Annotated in this window: 25 protein-coding genes and 1 tRNA gene; 12 read left to right on the forward strand and 14 right to left on the reverse strand. The window is 74.0% G+C overall.

Going from position 1 to position 24523, the window contains the following annotated elements:
* Positions 1–31 precede the first annotated feature (31 nt).
* The 4 genes from FXF50_RS07505 to FXF50_RS07520 form a co-directional block, all read right to left on the reverse strand.
* Positions 32–1831, reverse strand: coding sequence for an ABC-F family ATP-binding cassette domain-containing protein (locus FXF50_RS07505; RefSeq protein WP_148426495.1), 1800 nt, complete (start codon positions 1829–1831; stop codon positions 32–34).
* Between the two features lie 165 nt (positions 1832–1996).
* Complete coding sequence (locus FXF50_RS07510) at positions 1997–2950, reverse strand: 4-(cytidine 5'-diphospho)-2-C-methyl-D-erythritol kinase (RefSeq protein ID WP_148426496.1); 954 nt, start codon at positions 2948–2950, stop codon at positions 1997–1999.
* 83 nt (positions 2951–3033) lie between these two features.
* A complete protein-coding gene (gene rsmA / locus FXF50_RS07515; protein WP_148426497.1) occupies positions 3034–3903 on the reverse strand; it encodes a 16S rRNA (adenine(1518)-N(6)/adenine(1519)-N(6))-dimethyltransferase RsmA in 870 nt (289 codons plus the stop codon).
* Positions 3904–3916: 13 nt separating this feature from the next.
* Entirely contained in the window at positions 3917–4876 is a 960-nt protein-coding gene (locus FXF50_RS07520) for a TatD family hydrolase (protein WP_148426498.1), read from the reverse strand.
* 82 nt (positions 4877–4958) lie between these two features.
* Between FXF50_RS07520 and FXF50_RS07525 the strand changes: the two genes are divergently transcribed.
* Positions 4959–6197 carry a hypothetical protein gene (locus FXF50_RS07525; protein ID WP_148426499.1) on the forward strand — a complete coding sequence of 413 codons (1239 nt, stop codon included), beginning with the start codon at positions 4959–4961 and terminating at the stop codon, positions 6195–6197.
* A gap of 59 nt (positions 6198–6256) precedes the next feature.
* The gene (locus FXF50_RS07530) at positions 6257–7108 is read left to right on the forward strand and encodes an alpha/beta fold hydrolase (RefSeq protein ID WP_148426500.1); all 852 of its coding nucleotides are present in this window, start codon (positions 6257–6259) and stop codon (positions 7106–7108) included.
* A 57-nt stretch (positions 7109–7165) separates the two neighbouring features.
* Here the strand turns inward: FXF50_RS07530 and metG are convergent, their stop codons facing one another.
* Positions 7166–8968, reverse strand: coding sequence for a methionine--tRNA ligase (gene metG / locus FXF50_RS07535; protein ID WP_148426501.1), 1803 nt, complete (start codon positions 8966–8968; stop codon positions 7166–7168).
* Between the two features lie 138 nt (positions 8969–9106).
* Between metG and FXF50_RS07540 the strand changes: the two genes are divergently transcribed.
* On the forward strand, positions 9107–9967 hold the full coding sequence (locus FXF50_RS07540) for a hypothetical protein (protein WP_255509933.1): 861 nt from the start codon (positions 9107–9109) through the stop codon (positions 9965–9967).
* Between the two features lie 7 nt (positions 9968–9974).
* Here the strand turns inward: FXF50_RS07540 and rsmI are convergent, their stop codons facing one another.
* On the reverse strand, positions 9975–10814 hold the full coding sequence (gene rsmI / locus FXF50_RS07545; RefSeq protein WP_370464086.1) for a 16S rRNA (cytidine(1402)-2'-O)-methyltransferase: 840 nt from the start codon (positions 10812–10814) through the stop codon (positions 9975–9977).
* Positions 10815–10906: 92 nt separating this feature from the next.
* Here rsmI and FXF50_RS07550 point away from each other — a divergent pair, with 92 nt between their 5' ends.
* The 3 genes from FXF50_RS07550 to FXF50_RS07560 all read left to right on the forward strand — a co-directional run bounded on the left by FXF50_RS07550 (position 10907) and on the right by FXF50_RS07560 (position 15090).
* Entirely contained in the window at positions 10907–12619 is a 1713-nt protein-coding gene (locus tag FXF50_RS07550) for a dolichyl-phosphate-mannose--protein mannosyltransferase (RefSeq protein WP_148426502.1), read from the forward strand.
* A gap of 414 nt (positions 12620–13033) precedes the next feature.
* Complete coding sequence (locus FXF50_RS07555; RefSeq protein WP_148426503.1) at positions 13034–14314, forward strand: VWA domain-containing protein; 1281 nt, start codon at positions 13034–13036, stop codon at positions 14312–14314.
* Between the two features lie 2 nt (positions 14315–14316).
* Positions 14317–15090 carry a peptidase gene (locus tag FXF50_RS07560; RefSeq protein ID WP_148426504.1) on the forward strand — a complete coding sequence of 258 codons (774 nt, stop codon included), beginning with the start codon at positions 14317–14319 and terminating at the stop codon, positions 15088–15090.
* A gap of 54 nt (positions 15091–15144) precedes the next feature.
* Here the strand turns inward: FXF50_RS07560 and FXF50_RS07565 are convergent, their stop codons facing one another.
* Positions 15145–15414, reverse strand: coding sequence for a hypothetical protein (locus tag FXF50_RS07565; RefSeq protein ID WP_091314385.1), 270 nt, complete (start codon positions 15412–15414; stop codon positions 15145–15147).
* 113 nt (positions 15415–15527) lie between these two features.
* Here FXF50_RS07565 and FXF50_RS07570 point away from each other — a divergent pair, with 113 nt between their 5' ends.
* The 3 genes from FXF50_RS07570 to FXF50_RS07580 all read left to right on the forward strand — a co-directional run bounded on the left by FXF50_RS07570 (position 15528) and on the right by FXF50_RS07580 (position 17668).
* The gene (locus FXF50_RS07570) at positions 15528–16184 is read left to right on the forward strand and encodes a 4'-phosphopantetheinyl transferase (protein WP_148426505.1); all 657 of its coding nucleotides are present in this window, start codon (positions 15528–15530) and stop codon (positions 16182–16184) included.
* Between the two features lie 75 nt (positions 16185–16259).
* The gene (locus FXF50_RS07575) at positions 16260–17309 is read left to right on the forward strand and encodes a DUF4352 domain-containing protein (protein WP_148426506.1); all 1050 of its coding nucleotides are present in this window, start codon (positions 16260–16262) and stop codon (positions 17307–17309) included.
* Positions 17310–17476: 167 nt separating this feature from the next.
* Positions 17477–17668 (forward strand): general stress protein CsbD, encoded by a 192-nt coding sequence (locus FXF50_RS07580; RefSeq protein ID WP_091322009.1) that lies wholly within the window; start codon positions 17477–17479, stop codon positions 17666–17668.
* Positions 17669–17789: 121 nt separating this feature from the next.
* Here the strand turns inward: FXF50_RS07580 and FXF50_RS07585 are convergent, their stop codons facing one another.
* Positions 17790–18896 (reverse strand): TDT family transporter, encoded by a 1107-nt coding sequence (locus FXF50_RS07585; protein WP_148426507.1) that lies wholly within the window; start codon positions 18894–18896, stop codon positions 17790–17792.
* A gap of 71 nt (positions 18897–18967) precedes the next feature.
* Between FXF50_RS07585 and FXF50_RS07590 the strand changes: the two genes are divergently transcribed.
* Both FXF50_RS07590 and FXF50_RS07595 read left to right on the forward strand, forming a co-directional pair.
* Positions 18968–19879 (forward strand): LysR family transcriptional regulator, encoded by a 912-nt coding sequence (locus FXF50_RS07590; protein ID WP_148426508.1) that lies wholly within the window; start codon positions 18968–18970, stop codon positions 19877–19879.
* Between the two features lie 68 nt (positions 19880–19947).
* Positions 19948–20412, forward strand: coding sequence for a DUF1579 family protein (locus FXF50_RS07595; protein WP_148426509.1), 465 nt, complete (start codon positions 19948–19950; stop codon positions 20410–20412).
* Between the two features lie 21 nt (positions 20413–20433).
* Here FXF50_RS07595 and FXF50_RS07600 read toward each other — a convergent pair whose 3' ends face one another.
* Entirely contained in the window at positions 20434–21189 is a 756-nt protein-coding gene (locus FXF50_RS07600) for a metallophosphoesterase (protein WP_255509948.1), read from the reverse strand.
* Between FXF50_RS07600 and FXF50_RS29740 the strand changes: the two genes are divergently transcribed.
* On the forward strand, positions 21148–21288 hold the full coding sequence (locus FXF50_RS29740; RefSeq protein WP_255509953.1) for a hypothetical protein: 141 nt from the start codon (positions 21148–21150) through the stop codon (positions 21286–21288). The two genes, FXF50_RS07600 and FXF50_RS29740, sit on opposite strands and share 42 nt — an antisense overlap.
* On the opposite strand, the gene FXF50_RS07605 is transcribed toward FXF50_RS29740, so the two are convergent.
* From FXF50_RS07605 to FXF50_RS07625, 5 genes are all read right to left on the reverse strand, one after another.
* Positions 21285–21887 carry a DUF4304 domain-containing protein gene (locus FXF50_RS07605; RefSeq protein WP_187399566.1) on the reverse strand — a complete coding sequence of 201 codons (603 nt, stop codon included), beginning with the start codon at positions 21885–21887 and terminating at the stop codon, positions 21285–21287. The two genes, FXF50_RS29740 and FXF50_RS07605, sit on opposite strands and share 4 nt — an antisense overlap.
* Positions 21888–22007: 120 nt before the next feature.
* Positions 22008–22081: transfer RNA gene (locus FXF50_RS07610), tRNA-Ala, on the reverse strand.
* 168 nt (positions 22082–22249) lie between these two features.
* The gene (locus FXF50_RS07615) at positions 22250–22801 is read right to left on the reverse strand and encodes a dihydrofolate reductase family protein (RefSeq protein WP_148426512.1); all 552 of its coding nucleotides are present in this window, start codon (positions 22799–22801) and stop codon (positions 22250–22252) included.
* 96 nt (positions 22802–22897) lie between these two features.
* Positions 22898–23683 carry a hypothetical protein gene (locus FXF50_RS07620; protein ID WP_187399567.1) on the reverse strand — a complete coding sequence of 262 codons (786 nt, stop codon included), beginning with the start codon at positions 23681–23683 and terminating at the stop codon, positions 22898–22900.
* A 178-nt stretch (positions 23684–23861) separates the two neighbouring features.
* A complete protein-coding gene (locus FXF50_RS07625; RefSeq protein ID WP_148426514.1) occupies positions 23862–24506 on the reverse strand; it encodes a GNAT family N-acetyltransferase in 645 nt (214 codons plus the stop codon).
* Between the last annotated feature and the right edge of the window lie 17 nt (positions 24507–24523).

Consider the following 24523-nt stretch of genomic DNA (forward strand, 5'->3'; position numbering starts at 1 on the left):
GTGACGCCGCACACCCCCCACCCCGGCGGGGTCAGCCGGCCGGCAGCTCCTCGGCGAGGGCCAGCCAGGTCTCCTCGGTGCGGTCCCGCTCGGCGCGGACCTCCTTGAGCTGGGCGTCCAGCTCGGCGACCTTCGCGTAGTCGGTGGCGTTGGCGGCGAGCTGCTCGTGCAGCGTCGCCTCCTTCTGTTCGAGCTTGGCGATCTGGCGTTCCAGCCGGCTGAGTTCCTTCTTGGCGGTGCGTACCTCGGCGGCGGACAGGCCCGCACGGGCCGGGGCGGCCGCGGCGGGGGTGAGGTCGGCGGGCGCCGGGCCACCGCCCGCGGCGGCGCGGGCCAGGTACTCGTCGACGCCGCCCGGGAGGTGCACCAGCCGGCCGTCGCCGAACATCCCGTACGCGACGTCGGTGACCCGCTCGATCAGGTAGCGGTCGTGGCTGGCCACCACGATGGTGCCGGGCCAGGAGTCGAGGAGGTCCTCCAGCGCGGCGAGGGTGTCGGTGTCCAGGTCGTTGGTGGGCTCGTCGAGGAGGAGCACGTTGGGCTCGCCGGCGAGCAGCCGCAGCATCTGGAGCCGGCGGCGCTCGCCGCCGGAGAGGTCGCTGACCGGAGTCCAGAGCCGCCGGTCGTCGAAGCCGAAGACCTCGGCGAGCTGGGCGGCGCTGATCTCCCGGTCACCGAGTTGCACGCGCCGGGCCACCTCCTCGACGGCTTCGAGGACGCGCAGGTGGCCGGGGAGTTCGGCGAGTTCCTGGGAGAGGAAGGCGGGGCGTACGGTCTGCCCGGCGGCGAACCGGCCGCCGTCGGGGCGGGTCACCCCGGCGAGCATCCGCAGCAGGGTGGTCTTGCCGGCGCCGTTGCGGCCCAGGATGGCGACCCGGTCGCCGGGGCCGACCTGCCAGGTGACGTCGTGCAGGATCTCCTTGGGGCCGGCGTGCAGGGTGACCTGGTCGAGGTCGTACACCTGCTTGCCGAGCCGGGCGGTGGCGAGCCGTTGCAGCGACATGGTGTCGCGGGGCTCCGGCACGTCGGCGATCAGCGCGTTGGCGGCGTCGATCCGGAACTTCGGCTTGGAGGTCCGGGCGGGGGCGCCCCGACGCAGCCAGGCGATCTCCTTGCGGAGCAGGTTCTGCCGGCGGGCCTCGGTGGCGGCGGCGACCCGCTGCCGCTCGACCCGGGCCAGGGTCCAGGCGGCGAAGCCGCCCTCGTAGGCCCGGACGGTCTGGTCGGCGACCTCCCAGGTGGTGGTGCAGACGGCGTCGAGGAACCAGCGGTCGTGGGTGACCACGACGAGGGCGCCCTTGCGGGTGACGAGGTGCCGGGCCAGCCAGTCGACGCCGCCGACGTCGAGGTGGTTGGTGGGCTCGTCGAGGATGAGCAGGTCGGCGTCGCGGACCAGCAGGGCGGCGAGGGCGACGCGGCGGCGTTCGCCGCCGGACATCGTCCCGACGGGCGCGTCGAGGCCGAGGTGAGGCATGCCGAGGCCGTCGAGGATGGCCCGGACGCCGGCGTCGCCGGCCCACTCGTGCTCGGCGCCCATGCTCTCGCCGAGCCAGGCGGTGCCGAGCACCACGTCCCGGACGGTGGCTTCGGGGGCCAGGGTCAGGCTCTGCGGCAGCCAGGAGACCCGCAGGTCCCGGCGGTGGGTGACCCGGCCGTCGTCCGGGTCCTCCTGCTTGGTGAGCAGGCGCAGCAGGGTGGACTTGCCGGCGCCGTTGAGGCCGACCACGCCGACCCGGTCGGCGTCGTCGAGGCCGAGCGAGACGTCGGTGAGCAGTGCCCCGGCGGCGCCGTACCCCTTGGACACCCGGTCCAGGTTGACGATGTTGGCCACGAACCCACCTTTCATGATCAAGGCGCCCCGGTGCCGGCCGGCACCTCGGGACGCCTGGCCCCTCAGGGTACGCGGGGACCCGGGCACGCCCGGCGGGCGTCGAGCCCCGATGAGGGTCAACCGCCCTCGCCGCCCGATTTGTTCCACCCGGGCGGCGAGGGCGGCTCAGACGACGCGGGCGCCGGCGACCGGGCCGTGCGCGACCCGGGCCTCCCGGCAGACGCCGGCGGCCGTGAGGTCGGCGGCGATCCGCCCCGCGTGGGCCTCGTCGGCGGCGAGGAAGACGCAGGTCGGGCCGGAGCCGGAGACGAGGCCGGCGAGCGCCCCGGCCGCCTCTCCCGCCTTGAGCGTCTCGGCCAGCGACGGGCGCATGGCCAGCGCGGCGGCCTGGAGGTCGTTGCCGAGGGCGGCGGCGAGCACCCGGGGGTCGCGCTGGCGCAGCGCGCCGAGCAGCCCGTCGGTGCTGCCCAGCGGCTCGCCCGCGGTGCCGGCGTCGCGGAGGCGGTCCAGCTCCCGGTAGGCGGCGGGGGTGGAGAGGCCGCCGTCGGCGACGGCCACCACCCAGTGCCAGGAGGTGGGGCGGGCCAGCACCGGGCTGACCGCCTCGCCGCGCCCGGTGCCGAGCGCGGTGCCGCCGTGGATCAGGAACGGCACGTCGGAGCCCAGGTCGGCGGCGATCCCGGCCAGTTCGTCGCGGGACAGCCCGGTGCCCCAGAGCGCGTCGCAGGCGACCAGCGCGGCGGCCGCGTCGGCGCTGCCGCCCGCCAGCCCGCCGGCGAGCGGGATCTGCTTGCGCAGGTGCAGCCGGGCGTGCGGCAGGACGCCCGCGTAGCCGGCGAGGGCGTGGGCGGCCCGGATCACCAGGTTGGTGTCGTCGAGGGCCAGCTCGCCGGCGCCCTCGCCCTCCATGGTGAGGGTGAGGGTGTCGCCCCGGCGGGCGGTCAGCTCGTCGTAGATGGAGATCGCGTGGTAGACGGTGTTCAGCTCGTGGTAGCCGTCGCGGCGCAGCGGCCCCACCCCGAGGTGCAGGTTGACCTTGGCCGGCACCCGCACCTTCACCGGGCCGCTGGCCCCGCGCCGCTGCCCGTCCTCGTCGTCCGGTCGCCAGGCCTCGGTCACGGGACGATGTCCCGCGGGCGCAGGCGGATGTCGAACGGCTTCTGCACGGTCAGCTCCTCGGCGGGGTCGGCAACGGCGCCAGCCTAACGGGCGGCGGCCGGGGCGGTCGGGGCCGACGCGGCGATGGCGGCGAACTGCTCCACGGTGAGTGACTCGCCGCGGGCGCCGGGGTCGACGCCGGCGGCGGTGAGCGCCGCGGCGGCCCGGTCCGCGCCGCCGGCCCAGCCCGCGAGGGCGGCGCGCAGGGTCTTGCGACGCTGCGCGAACGCCGCGTCGACCACGGCGAAGACGGCTTCCCTGGGTACGTCGGCGCGGGGCGGCTCGCGCCGGGTGAAGGCGACCAGCCCGGAGTCGACGTTCGGCACCGGCCAGAAGACGTTCGGCGGGACCTTGCCGGCGGCCCGGGACCGGGCGTACCAGGCGAGCTTGACCGACGGGATGCCGTACACCTTCGAGCCGGGACCGGCGACGAGCCGGTCGGCGACCTCCTTCTGCACCATGACGAGGCCGTGCCGCAGGGTGGGCAGCTCGGCGAGGAGGTGCAGCACGACGGGCACGGCCACGTTGTAGGGCAGGTTCGCCACGAGCGCGGTCGGCGCCGGGTCGGCCAGGTCGCCGGCGGTGACCCGCAGCGCGTCGCCGGGGTGCACGGTGAGCCGGGCGGCGTCCGGGCCGGCGAACCGGGCGGCGGTCTCCGGCAGCGCGGCGGCCAGGGCGGGGTCGAGTTCCACGGCGTGCACGTGCGCGGCCACCGGGAGCAGGGCCAGGGTGAGCGAGCCGAGCCCGGGGCCGACCTCCAGCGCCACGTCGTCCGGGGCGAGCCCGGCGGTGGTCACGATCCGGCGGACCGTGTTCGGGTCGTGGACGAAGTTCTGGCCGAGCTTCTTGGTCGGCGACACGCCGAGCCGCGCGGCGAGGTCCCGGATCTCCGCCGGGCCGAGGAGACCGGTCACGCCGGGCATCCTTTCACCACGGCCCGAACGCGCGCTCGCCGGTCGCGGAGATCGCCGCGCAGAGTTCGTCGAGGTCGGTCCCCGTGGTCTCGGCCAGGAACCGGACGGTCAGCGGGATCAGGTACGAGGCGTTGGGCCTCCCCCGGTGCGGCATGGGGGTGAGGTACGGCGCGTCGGTCTCGACCAGCAGTTGCCCGGGCGGGGTGACGGCGGCGGCCTCGCGCAGGGCGGACGCGCTGCCGAAGGTGACCGTGCCGGCGAAGCTGAGCAGGTAGCCGCGGCGGACGCACTCGCGGGCGAAGTCGGCGTCGCCGGAGAAGCAGTGCAGCACCACGGTGTCCGGCGCGCCCTCGTCGTCGAGGATCCGCAGCACGTCGGCGTGCGCGTCCCGGTCGTGGATGACCAGCGCCTTGCCGTAGCGCTTGGCGATGGCGATGTGCGCCCGGAAGCTCTCCTCCTGGGCGGCCCGCCCCTCGTCGCCGGTGCGGAAGAAGTCCATCCCGGTCTCGCCGATGCCGCGGACGCGGCTCCGGCCGGCGAGGGCCTCGATCTCGCGCAGCGCCTCATCCAGGTCGGCCAGGCGGGGCGCCTCGTTCGGGTGCAGCGCCACGGTGGCCAGCACCGCGCCGTAGCGCTCGGCGACGTCGGCGCTCCACCGGGACGACTCGACGTCCACGCCCACCTGCACGAGCCGGTCCACACCGACGCCGGCGGCCACCGCGATGGCCGCCGCCACCGGGTCGTCGGCCGGACCGGCTGAGCCGCTGTTCGCTCGCGACTGCGGGGCTCGCAACCCCGGCTCGCTCCTCGCGCTTCGCAGGGGCACGCCGTATTCGCTGACCGTGATGTCCAGGTGGGTGTGGCTGTCCAGCACGGGCACCGCGAGCGCCTCCGGGGCGGGCGGGAACTCACCGGCCCGGCGGGCGGCGCGCTGCTTGCGGGTTTCGGTCTGCTCGCTCATCGCGGCCAGCATCACACACCGTGGGCGGCCGGCGTTTCCCGACCGCCATCGACTGTTCACGCGCGCCACATCTGCCGGGCCTACGGTCCGGGGCGTGACCGTCACTCCCCAGGCCAGCGGGGCCGCCTCCGAGCGGACCGGGCTGCGCGTGACGTACGACGGCCGCGTCCACCCGGCGGAGGAGATCGCCCGGGGCGCGGCGTACGAGCTGTTCAGCGCCGAGGAGGCGCCGGGCTTCGAGTGGGCGCCCCGGCCCGGGGTGGCGTACCCGTGGCGGAGGTTCGTGCACGTCACCGAGGTGACTGCCGTGCACGGCGCGGCCGAGCCGACCGAGGACCTCGACCCGCCGCTGCTGATGCCGGTGCACCGCGAGCACGGCTGGGCGTACGTGCACCAGCTCAGCCAGCAGCCGGGCGCGGCCGGCGACCGGATGCTCGCGGCGGTCCGCGGCTCGGCGCTGGTCCGGCCGGGCACCCGGATGGTGAAGGTGCTCTCCGCCCGCCAACTCGCCGGCTACGTGCGGGGCTGGCTGCCGCACGGCTTCTGCCACCGGGAGCACGACGTGGCGCACCTGCGCACCCCGGCCGGGATGGCGGTGCTGCGCGGCGACTCCGAGGGCGGCGACGTGGCGTACGCGCTGCGCTGGCGCGCCACCGACCCGGCCGACTACGACGTGCCGGTCGGCCCGGCGCACCAGGGGCTGACCGCGCTGCCGCCGCGGGACCGGCTCGGGCCGCCGGTGCTGGGCACGGGCTTCGTGCCGAGCAACGCCCAGCTGATCCCGGAGTTCGTGACCCGCGACTTCGCCGACCTGCCGATGCCGGCGAACGCCGCCCTGCTCGCCTATCCGGCAGAGGGCGTGGAGGTGGTGCTCTACACCTACCAGGCCGAGCAGCGGGGCTGGCTGCGCATGGTGGGCCCGCAGTGGCGGCACCTGCTCGCCGCGGTGCCCGGCGTCTCCCCCGACCAGGAGTACGTGCCGACCGGCGACGCGCCGCGCTCGACCCAGCTCGTCGGCGCGTACGGCGGCGCCGAGTACGAGGCGGTGGCCGACCTGCCCGGCGGGTTCCGGGTCCTCGCCATGACCCGGGCGGCCCGCTACCCGGTGGAGTCGGCGGCCCGCCGGCTGCGCTACGCCACCTGGCGTGGGGTGCCCTGCCTGGTGCTCCGGGAGGAGGCGGGCTGGCTGCGGCTGCGGCTGTGCCGGCCGGATCCGGACGCGGTGACCACGACCGCGGCGCAGTGCCACGAGCGGGGCGTCTACGAGACCTGGGCGCCGGGTGCCGAGCTCACCGACGACCGGGTGGTGGACCTGCCGTACCGGACGGCATAACCGGGGCCGGGCCGGGAAAGCGCCGGCGTCCTAGACGCACCGCAAGGGGAGTGCCCGAGATGCCTTTCGTCACCGTCGGTACGGAGAATTCCGCACCCATCGACCTCTACTACGAGGATCACGGCTCCGGCCAGCCGATCGTCCTGATCCACGGCTTCCCGTTCAACGGGGCGACCTGGGAGAAGATGTCCGGCCCGCTGCTCGCGGCCGGCTACCGGGTGATCACGTACGACCGGCGGGGGTTCGGCAACTCCGCCCAACCGGCGTTCGGCTACGACTACAACACCTTCGCGGCCGACCTCGACGTGCTGATGACCGAGCTGGACCTGCGCAACGCGATCCTCGTCGGGCACTCGATGGGCACCGGCGAGGTGACCCGCTACCTGGGCGCGTACGGGTCGGACCGGGTGGAACGGGCGGTGCTGATGGCCCCGCTTGCGCCGTTCCTGCTGAAGACGGCCGACAATCCGGAAGGGGTCGACCAGAAGCTGTTCGACGGGTTCAAGGCGGCGATCATCCAGGACCGGTTCGCGTATCTGACCCAGTTCTGCGACGCGTTCTTCAACTACAGCGAGAACAAGGGCAAATGGGTGAGCGAGGAGGCGTACCGGGCGCACTGGCAGATCGGCGCGCAGGCGTCGGCGAAGGGCACCCACGACTGTGTCGACGCCTGGCTGACCGACTTCCGGGGCGACCTGCCGAACATCAACATCCCGGTGCTGATCATCCAGGGCGACAAGGACAACGTGCTGCCGTACCCGGCCACGGGCCAGCGGTTGCAGAACATGCTGTCCGACTGCCGGATGGTCACCTTGAAGGGTGCGCCCCACGGCACGCCGTGGACGCACCCCACCGAGGTCAACCAGGCGATCATGGAGTTCATCGGCGCACCGAAGATGGCCCGCGCCTGACCCACCGACGGCGGCGGCCCCGGGGACACCCCCGGGGCCGCGTCGTGCGTCGGCAGCTCAGCCGGCCAGCCGGGCCAGCTCCTCGTCGACGATGGACGGGTCGAGCTTGCGGAACACCGGCTTCGGCGCCGCGAGCGGCCGGCCCACCTCCAGGGGTACGGACTCCCAGCGCGCCCCGACCGTGTAGTCGCCGGTCAGCACCGGGTACGCCGGCCCACCGTCGAGGTCCTCGACCTCCTCGATCACCGGCATGGGCGCGTGCACCCCGGTGCCGCCGAGCAGCTCGTGGATCTTCTGCGCGGAGTGCGGCAGGAATGGGGTGAGCAGCGTGTTGGCGTCGCTGACCACCTGGAGGGCGACGTGCAGGATGGTGCCCATCCGGGGCTTGTCCTCCTCGCCCTTGAGCTTCCAGGGCGCCTGCTCGGACAGGTACTTGTTGGCCTCGGCGACGACCTTCATGGCCTCGCCGATGGCCTGCTTCTGCCGGTGCCGGGCGATCAGGTCGCCGACGACGGCGAAGCCCGCCCGGGCCGTGTCGAGCAGCGCCTGGTCGGCGTCGGTGAGCCCGGCCGGGTCGACCGGCGGGACCGCGCCGAAGTTCTTCGCCGCCATCGAGATGGACCGGTTGACCAGGTTGCCCCAGCCGGCGACCAGCTCGTCGTTGTTGCGGCGGAGGAACTCGGCCCAGGTGAAGTCGGTGTCGTTGCTCTCCGGGCCGGCCACCGCGATGAAGTAGCGCAGCGCGTCGGCGTCGTACCGCTCCAGGAAGTCGCGGACGTAGATGACCACCTTGCGGGAGGAGGAGAACTTGCGCCCCTCCATGGTCAGGTATTCGCTGGAGACCACCTCCGTGGGCAGGTTGAGCCGGCCCAGCCGTCCCGGCTCGCCGTCCCGGGAGCCCTCGCCGGAGTAGCCGCCGAGCAGCGCCGGCCAGATCACCGAGTGGAAGACGATGTTGTCCTTGCCCATGAAGTAGTAGCCGCGGGCGTCCTTGCCCTCGCCGTCGGCGGACCACCACTTCCGCCACGCCTCCGGGTCGCCGCTGCGGCGGGCCCACTCGATGGAGGCGGACAGGTAGCCGATGACCGCGTCGAACCAGACGTAGATCCGCTTGTCGGGCCGGTCGCGCCAGCCGTCGAGCGGGATGGGCACGCCCCACTCCAGGTCGCGGGTGATGGCCCGGGGCTGGAGGTCGTCGAGCAGGTTGCGCGAGAAGCGCAGCACGTTGGGCCGCCAGCCCTCCCGGCCGTCCAGCCACTGCCGCAGCGCGTCGGCCAGGGCGGGCAGGTCGAGGAAGAAGTGCTCGGTCTCCACGAACTCCGGCGTCTCGCCGTTGATCTTCGACTTGGGGTTGATCAGGTCGACCGGGTCGAGCTGGTTGCCGCAGTTGTCGCACTGGTCGCCGCGGGCGCTGTCGTAGCCGCAGATCGGGCAGGTGCCCTCGATGTAGCGGTCGGGCAGGGTGCGGCCGGTGGACGGCGAGATCGCCCCGGTGGTGACCTTGGGGACGATGTAGCCGTTGCGGTACAACCCCTCGAACAGCTCCTGCACCACGGCGTAGTGGTTGCGGGTGGTGGTCCGGGTGAACAGGTCGTACGACAGCCCCAGCGCCCGCAGGTCCTCGGCGATGACCCGGTTGTACCGGTCGGCCAGCTCGCGCGGGGTGACCCCCTCGGCGTCGGCCTGCACCTGGATCGGGGTGCCGTGCTCGTCGGTGCCGGAGACCATGAGCACGTCGTGACCGGCCATCCGCATGTACCGGGCGAAGACGTCGGAGGGAACGCCGAATCCGGATACGTGGCCGATGTGGCGCGGGCCGTTGGCGTAGGGCCAGGCGACCGCGGCGAGAACGTGACTCATGAGCGCCAAGCCTAGTGATTGCCCAGGGCCACCCGCGAACCAATAGGGCGCGTCCCACCGGCCGCACCCGCCCGTACGTCCGATTTGTCGCCGACACGCGGCCTGAGCTGCCCGGCTGGCCCGGTCCACCGGTGTGAAATGAACGGCGTGACCAGCAGACCAGCGGCGCCCGGGCCGGGCGGGTCCTCCGCGCCGGCGGCCGGGGAGGCCGCGTGGCGGACCCCGGCGCGCGGCGCGTCGGTCGCCCCCCAGCCCCGGCTGGACCCGGCCGACCCGCCGGTGGAGGTGGAACCGACCACCGGGGCGCCGGTGGACGCCGTCCCGCGCCGGGTGCCGGTCCGGCAGCCCCGCTGGCACCGGCGTTCCGCGTCGGCGGACGGCGGCACCGCCTGGGCGCCGATCGAGGAGGTGCACTGGGACGGCACCCCGCTGCGGGAGGAGCCGCAGCGACGGGCCGCCCGCTGGCCGCGCCGCCGGGCGGCGTCCCGGCGCGAGCGGCCGGTCCGTCCCCCGGACCCGGTCAGCGGCCTGTCCGTGCTGCTGTCGCTGACGCTGCTGGCCGCGTTCTTCGCCTGGGTGAGCGCCGGGCCGTTCTGGCTGGCCGTGGGGCACGGGACGAACGGCACGGCGGTGATCACCGACTGCACCGGCGCCGGGCTGACCCAGCGCTGCCGGGGGCTCTTCCTGGCCGACGGCCAGCGCTTCCTGGCCCACGGTGTCCGGGTCAGCGGCGTCCCGGCCGAGCTCAGCGCCGCCGGCTCGGTGCTGCCCGCCCGGATGACCGGGCCGGCGGGCCGCACCGCGTACGCCGACGCCGGCGCCGGCCGGCACCTGCGCTGGCTGCTCGGGCTGCTTCTGGTGGCCGGCTGCGCCGCCGGGATCGCCCGGTGGACCGGCGCGACCCGGCTGCCGGACCCCCGGCAACGCCGGTGGGCGGTGGGCGTGGCGCTGGCCGGCCCCCTGCTGATCACCGTCGGCTTCCTGGGCGCGGCCTGGTAGCCGCTCCTCAGCTGTGCACGACCGTGTAGACCTCGCGGCGGCGCAGCCCGAACTCGGTGGCGACCTCGGTGATGGCGTCGCGCCGAGACAGCCCGGCCGCCTCCCGCGCGGCGACCGCGGCGCGCAGCGTGTCGTCGTCGGGCCGGACGGCCGCGGCCGGCGGCGCCCCGGCCACGACCAGGGTGATCTCGCCGCGCGGCTCGCCCGCCGCGGCCCACTCGGCCAGTTCGCCGAGCGGCCGGCGGACCACCTCCTCGTACGTCTTGGTCAGCTCGCGGCAGAGCGCGGCGGGCCGGTCCGGGCCGAACGCCTCGGCCAGGTCGGCGAGCGCCCCGGCGATCCGGTGCGGCGCCTCGAAGAGCACCAGGGTGCGCTCCTCGGCGGCGAGCGCGCGCAGCCGGGACCGGCGGGCGCCGGGCGTGCGGGGCAGGAAGCCCTCGAAGCAGAACCGGTCGCAGGGCAGCCCGGACAGCGCCAGGGCGGTGGTGACCGCGCTCGGCCCGGGGGCCGCGGTGACCGGGATCCCGGCGTCGAGGGCGGCCCGGACCAGCCGGTAGCCGGGGTCGGAGACGCTGGGCATCCCACCGTCGGTGACCAGGGCGATCGTGTAGCCGGCGGCGAGCACGTCGACCAGTTCCGGGGTGCGGCGCTCCTCGTTGCCCTCGAAGTAGGAGACGATCCGGCCGGGCACGGTCACCGCCAGGTCCCGGGCCAGCCGGGTGAGCCGGCGGGTGTCCTCGGCGGCGACCACGTCGGCGGTGGCGAGCACCTCCCGGAACCGGGCGGACGCGTCGGCCGGGTTGCCCAGCGGCGCGCCGAGCAGCACCAGGCGGCCGACCTCGGACATTTCACCCACGACGTGCGCTCCTTCATCGACGGCCGTACCAATCTCGGAGACGACGGGCGCCACCGGGCACCTTCGCAGCCTACGATCGCCGGGTGACGAGTGCGTCGACAGCACAGAGCGCGAACGCGGGCGGGTCCGCCGACGAGCCGACCCCCGCCGACCGGGCCGCCGGCCCCGCGACGAGCGGTGGCCGTGGCCGGATCCCGGCCATCGTCCGGCGACGGCTCGACACGGTCGACGCCCACCTCGGCCGGGGGCAGGCGTGGCTGGCCACCGGGGTCGTGGTGGTGATCGCGGCGATCCTGCGCTTCGTCGGGCTGAGCGGGCCCAACGGGAAGATCTTCGACGAGATCTACTACGCCCGCGACGCGTACGGGCTGATCGACCGCGGCGTCGAGTGGAACTACAAGGACAACGGCCCGTCGTACGTGGTGCACCCGCCGCTGGGCAAGTGGCTCATCGGCCTCGGCGAGTGGGCCTTCGGCTACCAGGACGCGGAGACCAGGATCTCCGTGCCGGGGCACCTCGTGACGACCGCCCCCGAGTTCGGCTGGCGTTTCGCGGCGGCCGTCGCCGGCACCCTGTCGGTGCTGCTGCTGGTGCGGATCGGCCGGCGGATGTTCCGGTCGACGACGTTGGGCTGCGCGGCCGGGCTGCTGCTCGCCCTGGACGGCTTCCACTTCGTGCTCTCCCGCACCGCGCTGCTCGACATCTTCCTGCTGCTGTTCGTGCTGGCCGCGTTCGGCGCCCTGGTGCTCGACCGGGACGCCCGGCGGCGGCGCTGGACCCGGGCGCTGGAGGCGGGGCTCGACCCGTCGCTGCCGGGGCGGGCCGGCCGGCCGCCGTCGACCTGGCGGGACTGGCCGTGGTGGCGGCTGGCCGCCGGGGTGCTGCTCGGCTGCGCCTGCGCGGTGAAGTGGAGCGGCCTCTACTTCGTCCCCGCCTTCGCGGTGCTGGTGCTCCTCTGGGAGGTCGGCGTCCGCCGCTCGGCCGGGGTCCGCCGCCCGTGGCGGGACGCCCTGCTGGACGAGCTGCCCTGGCTCCTGGCGGCCGGCGTGCTGATGGTCGTCACCTACGTGCTCACCTGGTCGGGCTGGCTGCTCGGCGACGACGGCTACTACCGCCTGGCCAGCCGCTATCCGAACGCCCCGGGCCTGAGCGACACCCCGGTCATCGGGCCGCTGATCAACCTGTGGGAATACCACAAGGCCGCGTACGGCTTCCACACCCAGCTCGACGACCCGCACAAGTACCAGTCGTGGCCGTGGCAGTGGCTGCTGCTCGGCCGGCCGGTCGCCTTCTACTGGTCCGGCGACGGCAACTGCGGCGCGCCGAGCTGCGCCTCGGAGATCCTGCTGCTGGGCACCCCGCTGCTCTGGTGGTCGTTCCTGCCGGCGCTGGCCGCGACCGTCTGGCTCGGGCTGGCCCGGCGGGACTGGCGGGCCGGGGCGATCCTGCTCAGCGCGGCCGCCGGCCTGCTGCCCTGGTTCTGGTTCGCCCTCGACGGCCGCACGATGTTCTCGTTCTACGCCGCGCCGGCGGTGCCGTTCCTGGTGCTGGCGGTGGTCTACGTGCTCGGCGCGATCATCTCGCCGGCCCCGGCCCCGGCCCCGGCCGTCGGCACGGCGGCGCCACCGAGCGTCGAGGACACCTCCGACCGCCGCCTGGTGGGCGGGATCATCGCGGGCGCTTACGTGCTGCTGGTCGCCCTCTGCTTCGGCTACTTCTACCCGATCTTCGTGGGCCGGCTGATGGCCTACGCGGACTGGTCCGCCCGGATGTGGCTGGACGGTCGCTGGATCTGACCGGCGCGGACCCGGCGGGGCACCCGCCGGGTCGGAAAACCGGTTGCGATCAGGGGCCGGTCCTGTTGCCGATGACAGGCGCACGGGGCTCGAGGCACGAAAAAGCGCGCCCCGATCGCCTGCCACGGGGGAAGCGGGCGATTGGGGCGCGCAAGACAGAGCTTAACCACAGTGCGGCACTGGCACAACGGGTCGGGCCCGGTCAGATTTCCGACGAATGCGCCACCCCACAAAAGGTTTACATCGGGCACCTTACGGTGGGTCACGCAGGGAAAACATTACGAATTCCTTACTATCCACCGTCCGACCCGCGGACCGCCGCGCAACTCCTGATCATGCCGTCTTTCGCATCGACCATGCTGGATGGTCGGGCCCGGATGATCTTCCATTGTGGATCTCACTACACTTCGCCCGGTGATCAACAAGAGACGATCGACGGCCGTCCTCCTCGGACTGCTGGCGACGACCGCGCTGATCGGTACGCCGCCCGCCGCGGCCGACGACGAGACCGCCGAACCCCCCGCCGAGCCGCCCAAGGTCGAACTGGTCCTGGACGTCAGCGGCTCGATGCGGGCCCGGGACATCGACGGGCGCAGCCGGATCTCCGTCGCCCAGCAGGCGTTCAACGAGGTGGTCGACGCGCTGCCGGACGAGACCCAGCTCGGCATCCGGGTGCTCGGCGCCACCTACCGCGGCAAGGACAAGAAACAGGGCTGCCTGGACACCCAGCAGATCGTGCCGGTCGGTCCGGTGGACCGTACGCGGGCCAAGGCCGCCGTCGCCACGCTGCGCCCGACCGGCTTCACCCCGGTGGGGCTGGCGCTCCGCTCCGCCGCGCAGGACCTGGGCACCGGCAGCACCGCCCGCCGGATCGTGCTGATCACCGACGGCGAGGACACCTGCGCCCCGCCCGACCCCTGCGAGGTGGCCCGCGAGCTGGCCGCCCAGGGCACCAGGCTGGTCGTCGACACGCTCGGCCTGGCCCCCGACGAGAAGGTGCGCCGGCAGCTGCTCTGCATCGCCGGGGCGACCGGCGGCACCTACACCGCGGCGCAGAGCGCCGACGAGCTGACCGGGCGGATCAAGCAGTTGGTGGACCGGGCCCGGGACACGTACACCGCCACCCCGACCGTGGTGGGCGGGTCGGCCGGGTGCGACAACGCGCCGCTGCTCGCCCCCGGCGTCTACACCGACCGGGAGGCGTTCGCCGAGCACCGCTGGTACCGGGTGCCGGTGCGCCCCGGGCAGGAGCTGCGGGCCTCGGTGAGCGTCGCGCTGGACCGCCCGGTCAACCCCGACTACGGCGTGCTGCTGCGGGCCACCGCGCCGGACGGGCGGGAACTCGTCCGGGGGGTCGACGCCGGCAGCGGGCGTACCGACGTGGTCTCGGCCGGGCTGCGCTGGTCGGCCGCCGAGGAGGCGAGCCCCGCCCCCGCCCCGAGCGGGGTGCAGCCCGCGCGGACCGTCTGCCTGGTGGTCAGCAACTCGTTCGCCCCGCGCCCCGGCACCCAGGTCACCCCGGGCATGCCGGTGGAGCTGACCGTGGACGTGGTCGCCGCGTCCCCCGCCCCGGACGGGCCGGACCTCGGTCGGGGCTGGGCGCTGCTGCTCCTGCTCACGCTCGCGGGGCTGGTCACCGGGCTCGTCGCCGGGCTGCTCACCCGCTGGTGGGTGGCCACGTGGAGGGAGAACTGAGGATGCGTACGCTGATCCGCTCCGCGGCGGCGCTGGCCGCCGCCGGGCTCGCCTTCACCCCGGGGGCCGCCGCGGCGGCGCCGACCCCGTCGCCGGGCGCGGCCACCGTCACCAAGGCCGGCACCTCGTTCCTGACCGCCACCACCATCACCCCCGGCCAGCCGGTCCGGGTGGACGCCTCCACCGGCGACCACCTCTACTGGACGTTCCGTGCCGAGGCGGGCCAGGTCCACGAGGTCTCCGCGACGGTCGCCTTCGCCAAGGCGCGCGCCGGCGCGTCCACCTGGACCGTCGACGTCTTCGACGGGCTGCGTCGCCGCCAGGCGTGCACGGCCGGCGCGCAGACCCCGACCGCCGCGGCGACCGCGACCAGCGTGGCCCTCGGCTGCACGCTGCGCCGGGTCCGGCCCTGGGCGGAACCGTGGTCCGGCGACCCGCTGCCCGGCACCTACTACCTCCGGCTCTCGGTCACCGACCTGCCCGAACCCGACCTGGGCCTGCCGGTCGAGGTGGACCTGCTCGTCGGCGCGGACGCCGAGGGCGGCGGGTCCGGCGACGACGGGGAACTGGAGGCGCCGCTGGTGCCGAACACCCGGGCCGGCCAGGTGCTCACCGCGGAGCCCGCCCCCGAGCCGGTCGCCGAGGCGGAGGGCGGCCTCACCGGCTGGCTTCCGCAGCCCGGCTCCCGGTGGGTGTGGACCAGCGTGGGCGGCGTGCTCGCCGCCGTGGCGGGCGTCGTGGGCTTCGCCCTGGCCCGCCGGCCCCGCCGCCCCTGAGCCCGCGACCGGTGGCCGCCGCGAACCCGACGCGGCGGCCACCGGAAGCGCGGGTCAGAAGGTACGCGGGCCGCGCGGCACCCAGCCGATGAACCGGTCCTGGAGCGAGGAGACCGGGGCGGCGCGCAGGTCCTGCGTGGCGGCGGCCAGGCAGGAGCCGAGATAGACGCTCAACGAGGCCCGGTCCACCTGGTACTCGTCCAGGAGTTGCCGGCGTTTCGTGGCGCAGGGCCAGTCGTCGCCGCAGGATCCACAGGTCCAGTCGGGGGTCACGGGGGCGTGCTCGCCGGGTCGTGATTCCGACGCCTTCGCGCCAGGCGTCATCGGCCGATCCTCTCGTCAATGGACACACGTCTGTGGACGGTCGCCTCCCCGCAACGATCCAACAGCGCCCCGAAACGCTCCGGCGTTACATGGTTGCGGTACGTTTCCGCGTCATGCGGGACCTTCTGCCGCCCGAGGTCGCCGTGGCGGTGGCCGCCGCCGCGGACTGGACCGGCGCGCTGCTCCCGGCCGAGCGGGCCTGCCTGGGCGAACGCGCCGTGGCCAGCCGCCGCCGGGACTTCACCGCCGGCCGGGTGTGCGCCCGCCGGGCGCTGGCCGGGCTCGGGCTGCCGGCCACGCCGGTGCCCGCGGCCCCCGACCGCGCCCCGGTCTGGCCACCCGGCGTGGTCGGGGCCATCACCCACACCCGGGACTACTGCGCGGCCGCCGCCGCCCGCGCCACCGAGATCCGCGCGGTGGGCCTCGACGCCGAACGACACCGGGACCTCACCCCGGGGGTACGCCGGAAGGTCTGCCTGCCCGAGGAGGAGGCGGACCTGGTTCGGCTGCCCGCCGGGGTGGCCTGGCCGACCGTGCTGTTCAGCGCCAAGGAAACCGTCTACAAGGTCTGGCACCCGCTCGTCGGGACCTGGCTGGACTTCGCCGACGCCCGGGTCACCCTCGACCCCGACGCGGGCACGTTCACGGCCCGGATCGCGCCCGCCCGGCTCACCGCCGCCCCCGTGACCGATCCGCCGGCATCGATAGCCGGCCGGTTCGCGGTGGACGCCGAACTGGTGCGCACGGCGGCCGTTCTGGTGCCCCGGTGAGGGCCTGACGGTCGCGTTGCCGCCGGCTTGTACCGTCGTCCCGACTGACGATCTCGAAGGTGCCCAAGGAGTACGGTGAGCCACCCTCAGCCTCCGTTCGGACCGCAGGACCCGAACCAGCAGCCTCAGGAACCGCCGACCCAGGCGTTCCCCACCGCGCCGATGCCGCCGGTGTCCGGCAGCCCGTACGCGCCGCAGCCGCCGGTCTCCGGCGCGCCGCAGCCGCCCACCTCGGGTGCCCCGTACCCGCCGCCGGCGGGTGCCCCGTACCCGCCGCCGGCCCCGGGTGGTGGCTACCCGCCGGCCCCGGAGTCGCCGTACGCGCCGCAGCCGCCGACCTCCGGGGCGCCTTACCCGCCGCCGGGCGCGGGGCAGCAGCCGTACCCGCCGGCCGCGGGCGCGGCGTTCCCGCCGCCGCCCGGGCAGTACCCGCCGCCCCCGGGTGAGGCGTACCCGCCGACCGGGCCGTACCCGCCCGCGCCGGGGCAGTTCGGCCCGCCGGCCAAGAAGTCCAACAAGAACGTCTGGATCACCGTCGGCATCGTGGTGGCGGTCATGCTGCTGCTCTGCTGCGGCGGCGGCATCTTCGCCATCTACAGCGGCGCGAAGAAGACCAAGGACGCCATCGACAACCTGCCGACCCCGGGGGTCACCTACAGCAACCCGGTCGACGACTCCCCGACCGGCGGCACGTCGGCGACGCCCGAGCCGGGCAGGACCGACAGCGAGACCTTCAACATGCCGGCCGGCGACACCCTGATCGTCAACGACGACGACGGCACCGTCGAGATCACCGTCGGCAACTTCCGGACCAAGGACAAGGCCTGCCAGGAGTTCATGCCGGCGCCGAAGAACGGCATGTACCTGATCGCCGACGTGACCGCCGAGGTCACCAAGGGCACCGGCTCGATCAACCCGTTCTTCTTCAAGTGGGTCGGCACCGACGGCGCCGAGGAGAGCGGCGTCGGCGGCGCCTTCTCCGGCTGCGGCAAGCTGATGGGCTCGGGCAACAACCTGCCCACCGGCAGCAAGCGCACCGGCCAGCTCATCTTCGACGTCAAGGACAAGAACGGCACGCTGGAGTACGAGCACCACCTGCGTACCGCGGGCTCCTGGAAGCCGTAGCGGCGCCTGAGGGCCAGCAGGGGGTCGGTCCCGCGTGGACCGGCCCCCTTTCGCGTCGCTTCCGAACGGACGAGGAAGGCCGCCCGCCTCGGGTTTCAGCGCCGGATGGCCGGGGACGCCGCTGGCGGTGGGGGCGCGACGGCGCCCACGACGACAGGGGAGGCGGCATGAGCGTCGAACGGGCGAAGGACGACCTCGAGGACCTGGCCGGCCCGGCCCGGGCCCGGTTGGGCGACATGACCCGGGACGAACGGTCCGAGGCGGACCAGGTGCGGCGCCAGGACGAGATCCGGGGCAAGCGACCCGGCGAGCACGTCCAGCAGGACGCCCGGGACGCGCGGGACGACTTCTCCGACTGAGGTGTAGGAGCAGCTCCGGAACCCTGATGCGCTGCAAGCGAAGTGCGACGGACAGCCGGCTCAGGTGGCGGGCGGCCTGACGTTGCAGCTCAAAGGCGACGACTGACGGAGCCGGCGGCCCTCACCGCGTCGGCGGGAGGAACAGGTGTCCGTGCCAGGCGCCGCGGACGGTGCGCGTGGCCACCGTCGTCCAGGCGGCCACCAGCAGCCCGTACAGCAGCACCGCGAGCGTGGCCAGCATGGCCGATCCGGTCCGGGTGGCCAGTCCGGTCACCCCGGTGACCAGCGTGCCGACCGGGAAGGTGAAGCTCCACCAGGTGAGTGAGAAGGGCAGGCCGGCGCGCGCGGTGCGCAGCGTGATCGCGGCCGCCAGGGCCAGCCACACCAGGGCGAACCCCAGCACGGGTACGCCGTAGAGCACGGCGAGCATCTGCGCCCCGGCCGCGTACGGTTCGGGCAGCACTCCCTCGGCGGCCCGGCCGAGCAGGTGCGCCGCGGTGATGGACTGGCCGAGCGGCCCCAGCACGATCCACAGCGTGGGGACCATCCGGGCGGCGCCGACCCCGTGGACGACCAGCCGGTTCCAGAGCTGCGGCAGGATGACCAGGGTGGCGACCAGGCTCACGCCGAACATCGCATAGCAGGCGATCATCAGGTCGAGCCGCGCCTGCCCGGCCGGCAGGTGCGCCACGAGCAGCGCGCCGTTCGCGGCCGAGACCATCGGCGGCACCACCGGCATCAGCCAGCCGCCGAACGCCGCGTCCGGCCCGATCCGGTGCCGGGTCATCATCAGGTACGGGATCGCCACCGCGGTCAGCAGGCCCAGCCCGGTCCCCACGCCCCACAGCAGGAGGTCGACCGCCACGGCGGCGGGCTGACCGATCAGCGGCGGCCCGAGCAGCAGCGCGCCGCCGCCCACGGTCATCAGCGCCATGGGCGGCGCGCCCCAGAACTGCGCCATGACCGGGTCGGCCGCGTATCCGAGCGCGGTCTCCCGGTCCCGGCGCAGGTGCACCGGCCACGCGACGACCAGCGCCACGAGCAGCGCCGCCGCCGCGAGCCAGACGGCGGTCGCCAGGAACCGCAGCCCGGGCAGGTGCCCGGGCAGACCGGCGGCGGCGGTGGCCACGATCCCGGCGCCCATCACCGAGGCGAACCAGTTCGGGCCGAGGTGGGCGGCGGTGCCCGGGCGACGCGGCAGCACGGGCGGCTGGTGCAGGCTGTTCATGTCGCCAACCCTCGGACCGCGACGGCCGACCCGGTAGGCGGCGATCCCCTACCGAGCCATAACCTCTGCCTATGCCTCTGCCGCCACAGGTGACCGACCTGAGCAGCCTCGACCTGCTGCTCTCCGTCGCCCGGCTCGGCAGCATCGGCCAGGCCGCGGCGGAACACCGCATCTCCCAACCGGCGGCCAGCGCCCGCCTCCGGCACCTGGAACGCCGGCTCGGCCTCACCCTGCTGCACCGCACTCCGCGCGGGTCCGCCCTCACCCCGACCGGCGCGCTCATCGCCGACTGGGCCCGCACCGTGGTGGACGCGGCCGACTCGTTCGCCGCCGCCGTGCAGGCGCTGCGCGTCACGAAGGAGAGCCGGCTCACCGTCGCGGCCAGCCAGACCGTCGCCGAATACCTGCTCCCGGCGTGGCTCGTGGCCCTGCGCGTACGCCAGCCGGACCTCGCCGTCACCCTCCAGGCCGCCAACTCCGCGGAGGTGGCCGCCCGGCTCCTCGCGGACCGGGCCGACCTCGGCTTCGTCGAGGGTCCCGACCTGCCGGGCGGGCTCGACGCCGACACGGTGGCCACGGACCGGCTCACGGTGGTCGTCGCGCCTTCCCACCGGTGGGCGCGCCGGCGGCGCGGCATCACCCCGACCGAGTTGGCCGCCGCGCCGCTGGTGGCCCGGGAGGCGGGCTCGGGCACCCGCCGGGCGCTGGAGAGCGCGCTGCGCGAGCAGGGCGTCGGCGAGGTCGCCGCGCCGATCCTCGAACTCTCCTCGACGACGGCGATCAAGCACGCGGTCGGTGCGGGCAGCGGACCGGCCGTGCTGAGTTCACTGGCGGTCAGCACCGAACTGGCCGCCGGCGCGCTGGTCGCGGTGCCGGTCCACGGCCTGGACCTGCGCCGCCGGCTGCGGGCGGTGTGGCCGGCGGGACGGCAGCTCACCGGGCCGGCGCGGGACCTCCACGCGATCGCCCGCCGGCACGGGTGACCCGGCCCGGGCCTGCCCGGGCCTCGGACGCGGACAGGCGAAACCACCGGCGGACCTATGGTGGGCGGATGATCCTCGCCGATTTCGCCGGCTCGTGGTCCGGCGCCAACGGGTTCCGGTTGATGCCCACCGACCCGCTCGCCGGGTCCCCGGCCACGATCACCGTGACGACGGCCGCCGGTGGTCACCTGACCTCGGTCGCCTACTCCTGGGCCCATCCGGACGACGGGCCGCAGGACGGCCTGCTCGTCATCGGGGCCGGCGCGCAGGAGGGCTCACTGGTCGCCATGTGGGGCGACTCGTGGCACCAGCAGCCCACGCCCATGTCGTTGGCCGGCGGCCCGGGACCCGACGCAACGTTCGAGCTGAGGGGCGAGTACGGCGGCGGTTGGGAGTGGCGGATCGTGTTCGACACGGCGGACACCGAGCGTCTGCGTATGCGCATGGACAACGTGATCCCCGCGGACCAGGCCACGGCCGAGATGCCATCCGGGCCCTATCCGGTCATGGTCGCCGAGGTGACCCGCGCCTGACTTCGGAGCCCGCTCACCCGGTCATTCGGGGGCCGTCCGCACGTGGGTGGTGAGGCGGCCCTCGTCGTCGAGGACGTGGAACATCACGCTCGGCGGGTCGGTCAGGTCGGCGGTGTTGGCCCACGTGAGCTCGTCGGTGGTGGTCCACGGCAGGCGGGTCGTGGACACCACGCCGGGCGCCGCGAGCAGCGGCCGACCGGCGAACGACCCCGCGGCGGCGGCGTGGGCGTGTCCGCAGAGGACGGCCGCCACCCCCGGGGCCTCCCGGACGATCGCGGCGAACTCGTCGGCGTTGCCGAGCCCGATGCCGTCGACCAGCGGGTTGTGCAGGCGGATCGGATGATGATGCAGCCCCACGAGGACGGGCGCGTCAGCCTCGGCCAGGACCCCGCGCAGCCATTCCAGCGTCTCCGGAGCGAGCCGGCCGTCGTTGCGGCCGGGGATGGTGGAGTCGCAGAGCGCGAACAGGACGCCACCCACCCGGTGCAGCTGGTTGATCGGCGCGTCACCGTCCGTCCCCCGCAGCACGGTGCGGTACGCCGACCGGTTGTCGTGGTTGCCCGGCAGCATGAGCACCGGAACGTCGGCGACAAGTTCGGCCTTGACCTGCTCGTACTCGGAGATCTCGCCGTGGTCGGCCAGGTCACCGGAGACGAGGACCAGGTCGATGTCGCAGCCGCGCAGGTAGCGCATCACCCGCCGGGTACGGGCCAGGGCGCGTTCACTCCCGTCGAGGTGGGTGTCGCTGATGTGGGTTCGGCGCTGCTCATCCTCAATGCCCTGCTCTTGATGATGTACATCATCATCAGTGCGCTGGTGCGCTGGAAGGAGGCGACCGAGACAGCTCTCACCCGTCTCGGCGAGCAGTTCATTTAGCTGGCGACCCTCAAACTCGTTCGCCTCGACAGCATCCATGCCACGTACGGGTGGTCAAACCGGCCGAAATGATCAATGCCGTTGAGCGGGTCCAGCGGCCGGGCGTCGAAGAGCGGGGCCAAGTCGTCCTTCCGCCCATCGGCAAGGGCCTCGTCAAGTTGTACGTAGTGCGCAAGCAGGGCGTCGAAGACCGGGATCACACCTTCCGACAGCTGCTGTGCAACTGCGGCTCCGCATACGGCGGCCTCCTCGACCGACCGGATCGCCCAGCGGTCGAACCCATCGGAGTGTCTGGAGGATGCCTCAAGCCGCGTCCACCACTGAGCCACGGACGCCGTAGGACGGCTGCGGCAGTTCCCACCCAACCGCTCTTCGAACCAGTCAAGCCACGGGGCGGTGGCGACACCGAGGTTGACGTAGAAGAGTGACCTGTCGCCCCAGCTACCCGTCGATCCCTGGAACTCGATGACCGCAGCATGGCCGCCGTCGGAGATTCGGCGGAAGGTGCCGTGGGACCGTTTGAAGCCGTGCCCTCGCAGCACCGGCCCCACCTGCTTGGCGATCATGTTGAGGTATGCCTGCCGTACCGGACGCTCCATGCGGAAGATCGTATTGACGGGTACGACAAGGAACCCCGTCATGAAGGGCTGCTGTACTTCGTTGCTGTACAAGATCGAAAAAGGCCGTCTCCGACTAGCGGAAACGGCCTCTGAACTGGGTGGAGCTGAGGGGATTTGAACCCCTGACCCCCTCGATGCGAACGAGGTGCGCTACCGGTCTGCGCCACAGCCCCTCCGCTGGCGTACCAGCGTCGGTCCCACCCGGCTTGCACCGGGCGGGCCGGCGACAAGGCTAACAGGTCCGGCGCCTCCGAAGCGAACCGCCCCACCGCTGGAGCAGATCTTGGAGGGAATAGGCCCCCAGAGGGGCCCAAACCCTCCAAGATCTCGAAGCGACCGGATCAGGCGGGGGCGTAGGTCAGGTTGAGGACGCCGCTCTTCAACGGGGCGCTGTCGACCAGGCGCAGGGGGTGGGTGGGCGTGTCCTCGAAGAGGCGCTGGCCGTGGCCCACGGCGATCGGGTGAACCAGCAGGCGCAGCTCGTCCACCAGCCCGTTGGCCAGCAGCCACCGGACCGTGGTGGCGCCGCCCGACATGGCGATCTCCCCGTCGGTCTGCTCCTTGAGCTCCCGCAGCCGGACGGCGACCTGGTCGGAGTCGCCGGAGATCAGGTGCGAGTTCTGCCAGGTCGTCCCGGTGAGGGTGTTGGACAGCACGTACTTCGGCACCGCGTTGATGAACGACGCGAACTCCATGTCGTCCCCGGTCTGGTTCGGCCAGAACTCCGACCACTCCTGGTACTGCTTGCGCCCCATCAGGAACGCCGTGGTCGCCTCCACCCCGCGGCCGACGACGGCGCCCATCTCGTCGTCGAAGTAGGGGAAGTGCCACTGGTCGGGCCGCTCCACGACACCGTCCAGCGAGATGAAGAAGTTCGACACGATCTTGGCCATGACAGGCTCCCACTGTTCCGCGGCCGGCCCTTGCACCGGCCCTCACCAACCCGTCGAACGGCGCCCGCCGGATTCGACAGCGCCGGCGGAGAAATTTCAGGCGCCCCGCCCGCTCTGGTACGGCCGCCCCCGCAGGCCACCCGCGCGGCGGTAGGAGACCGAGCCGCCGCTCGCCGCGGGCGGCAGGTCCGCGGGCCGGTCCAGCCCCATGGCGGTACGCCGGACCGCCTCGCGCTGGGCCGCGAGGCGGCGCTGTGCCTCCCGCCGGGCGGCGGCACGCCGCGCCTGCTCGCGCCGCACCTCGGCCTGGCGGGCGGCCAGCCACGCCGCCTCCCGGGCCTCCGCGCGCCGCCGCCGGCGCTCGGCCAGGGCCCGCTGCCGCAGGTGTACGACGTACGCCACGAGCAGGGCGCCGGTGACCGAGACGCTGATCCAGAACCCGGGGCTGACCAGCACCACGCCGATCAGCTCGACGAAGTTGAGCAGCAGCAGCGCGGCGAGGACCCGCCGGCGGCGGTAGATGGCCGGGGTGTGCTGCCGGCGCTTCGGTGGGTGCCGTCGGCGGGACCTGGCCGGGGCGGGCGGCACCGACCGGAGCCGGCCCGAGCGACGCGGGGCGGGCGGCGCCGACACCGGCCGGGCGAGACCGCCCGTACCCGAGTCTTCACTGAGGGTGACGATGAGGGAGCGCGGCGGGCGCACCGGCCGCCGTCCGGGCACGGTGCGACGCCGACGGCGGCGCTGGAGCACCCGGGCCGTCGACTGCGCCCGCTCCGCCACCAGCCGCTCGGTGGCGTCGTACCGGCGAACCAGCGCCGGCGCGAGGGCGAGCAGACCGGCGGCGGCGAGGACGGCGAGGAGCACCGAGGTCGGCACCCTCACCCCTCCCGTCACCAAGTTCGGGGCGAGCGCCACACGACCGCAACTTCTTCCGTCGCCCGTCGTTTACGGCGCAGATCGTGCGGGCAGGCAGCGCTTGCCACAGCTTGCAGTTACTTGAGGTTACGGGCCGCCGACCGACTTCACCGTGCGCCGCGCCGGGCGTGGCGGGTGGGACGCTTCACCCGCGGTTGTCACGTACGCGGTGCCACCGGGCCAGCAGCCCGCCCTCGGCGGCCACTTCCTCACTGGTCATCGCGTATCCGATGTGGTCCCGCCAGGCGCCGTCGATGTGCATGTAGCGCACGTGGTAGGCCTCCTCGCGGAAGCCGAGCTTCTCCACGACCCGGCGGGACGGCTGGTTCTCCGGCCGGATGTTGACCTCGATCCGGTGCAGCCCGCCGGGGCCGAACGCGTGGTCCACGGCCAGGGCCACCGCCGTGGGGATGACGCCGCGACCGGCCACTCGGGAGTCCACCCAGTAGCCCACGTAGCCGGAGCAGAACGCGCGCCGCACGATGCTGCCGACGTTGACGTGGCCGACCAGCCGCTCCTCGCCGTTCTCGCGCAGGCAGACCGCGAACGGCATGCCGTCGCCGGTCCGCGCGGACCTCCGCTGGTCGGCGTGGACGAAGCGGAACGCGGCCGGCGAGTTCGTCTCGTCCCAGCTGCCCGGCACGTGGGACTCCCATGGGGACAGCCAGGCCCGGTTGGCCCGCCGGATCTCCGACCAGGCCAGCGCGTCGGAACGCCGGTACGGCCGCAGCACCACCGGACCGTCCACCAGCACCGCCGGCCACCCGGGCGGCCGCCGGAACCAGCTCATCGGGTCAGCCTTCCACA

The sequence above is a fragment of the Micromonospora sp. AP08 genome (assembly GCF_008085935.1).
Taxonomy (GTDB): Bacteria; Actinomycetota; Actinomycetes; order Mycobacteriales; family Micromonosporaceae; genus Micromonospora; species Micromonospora chersina.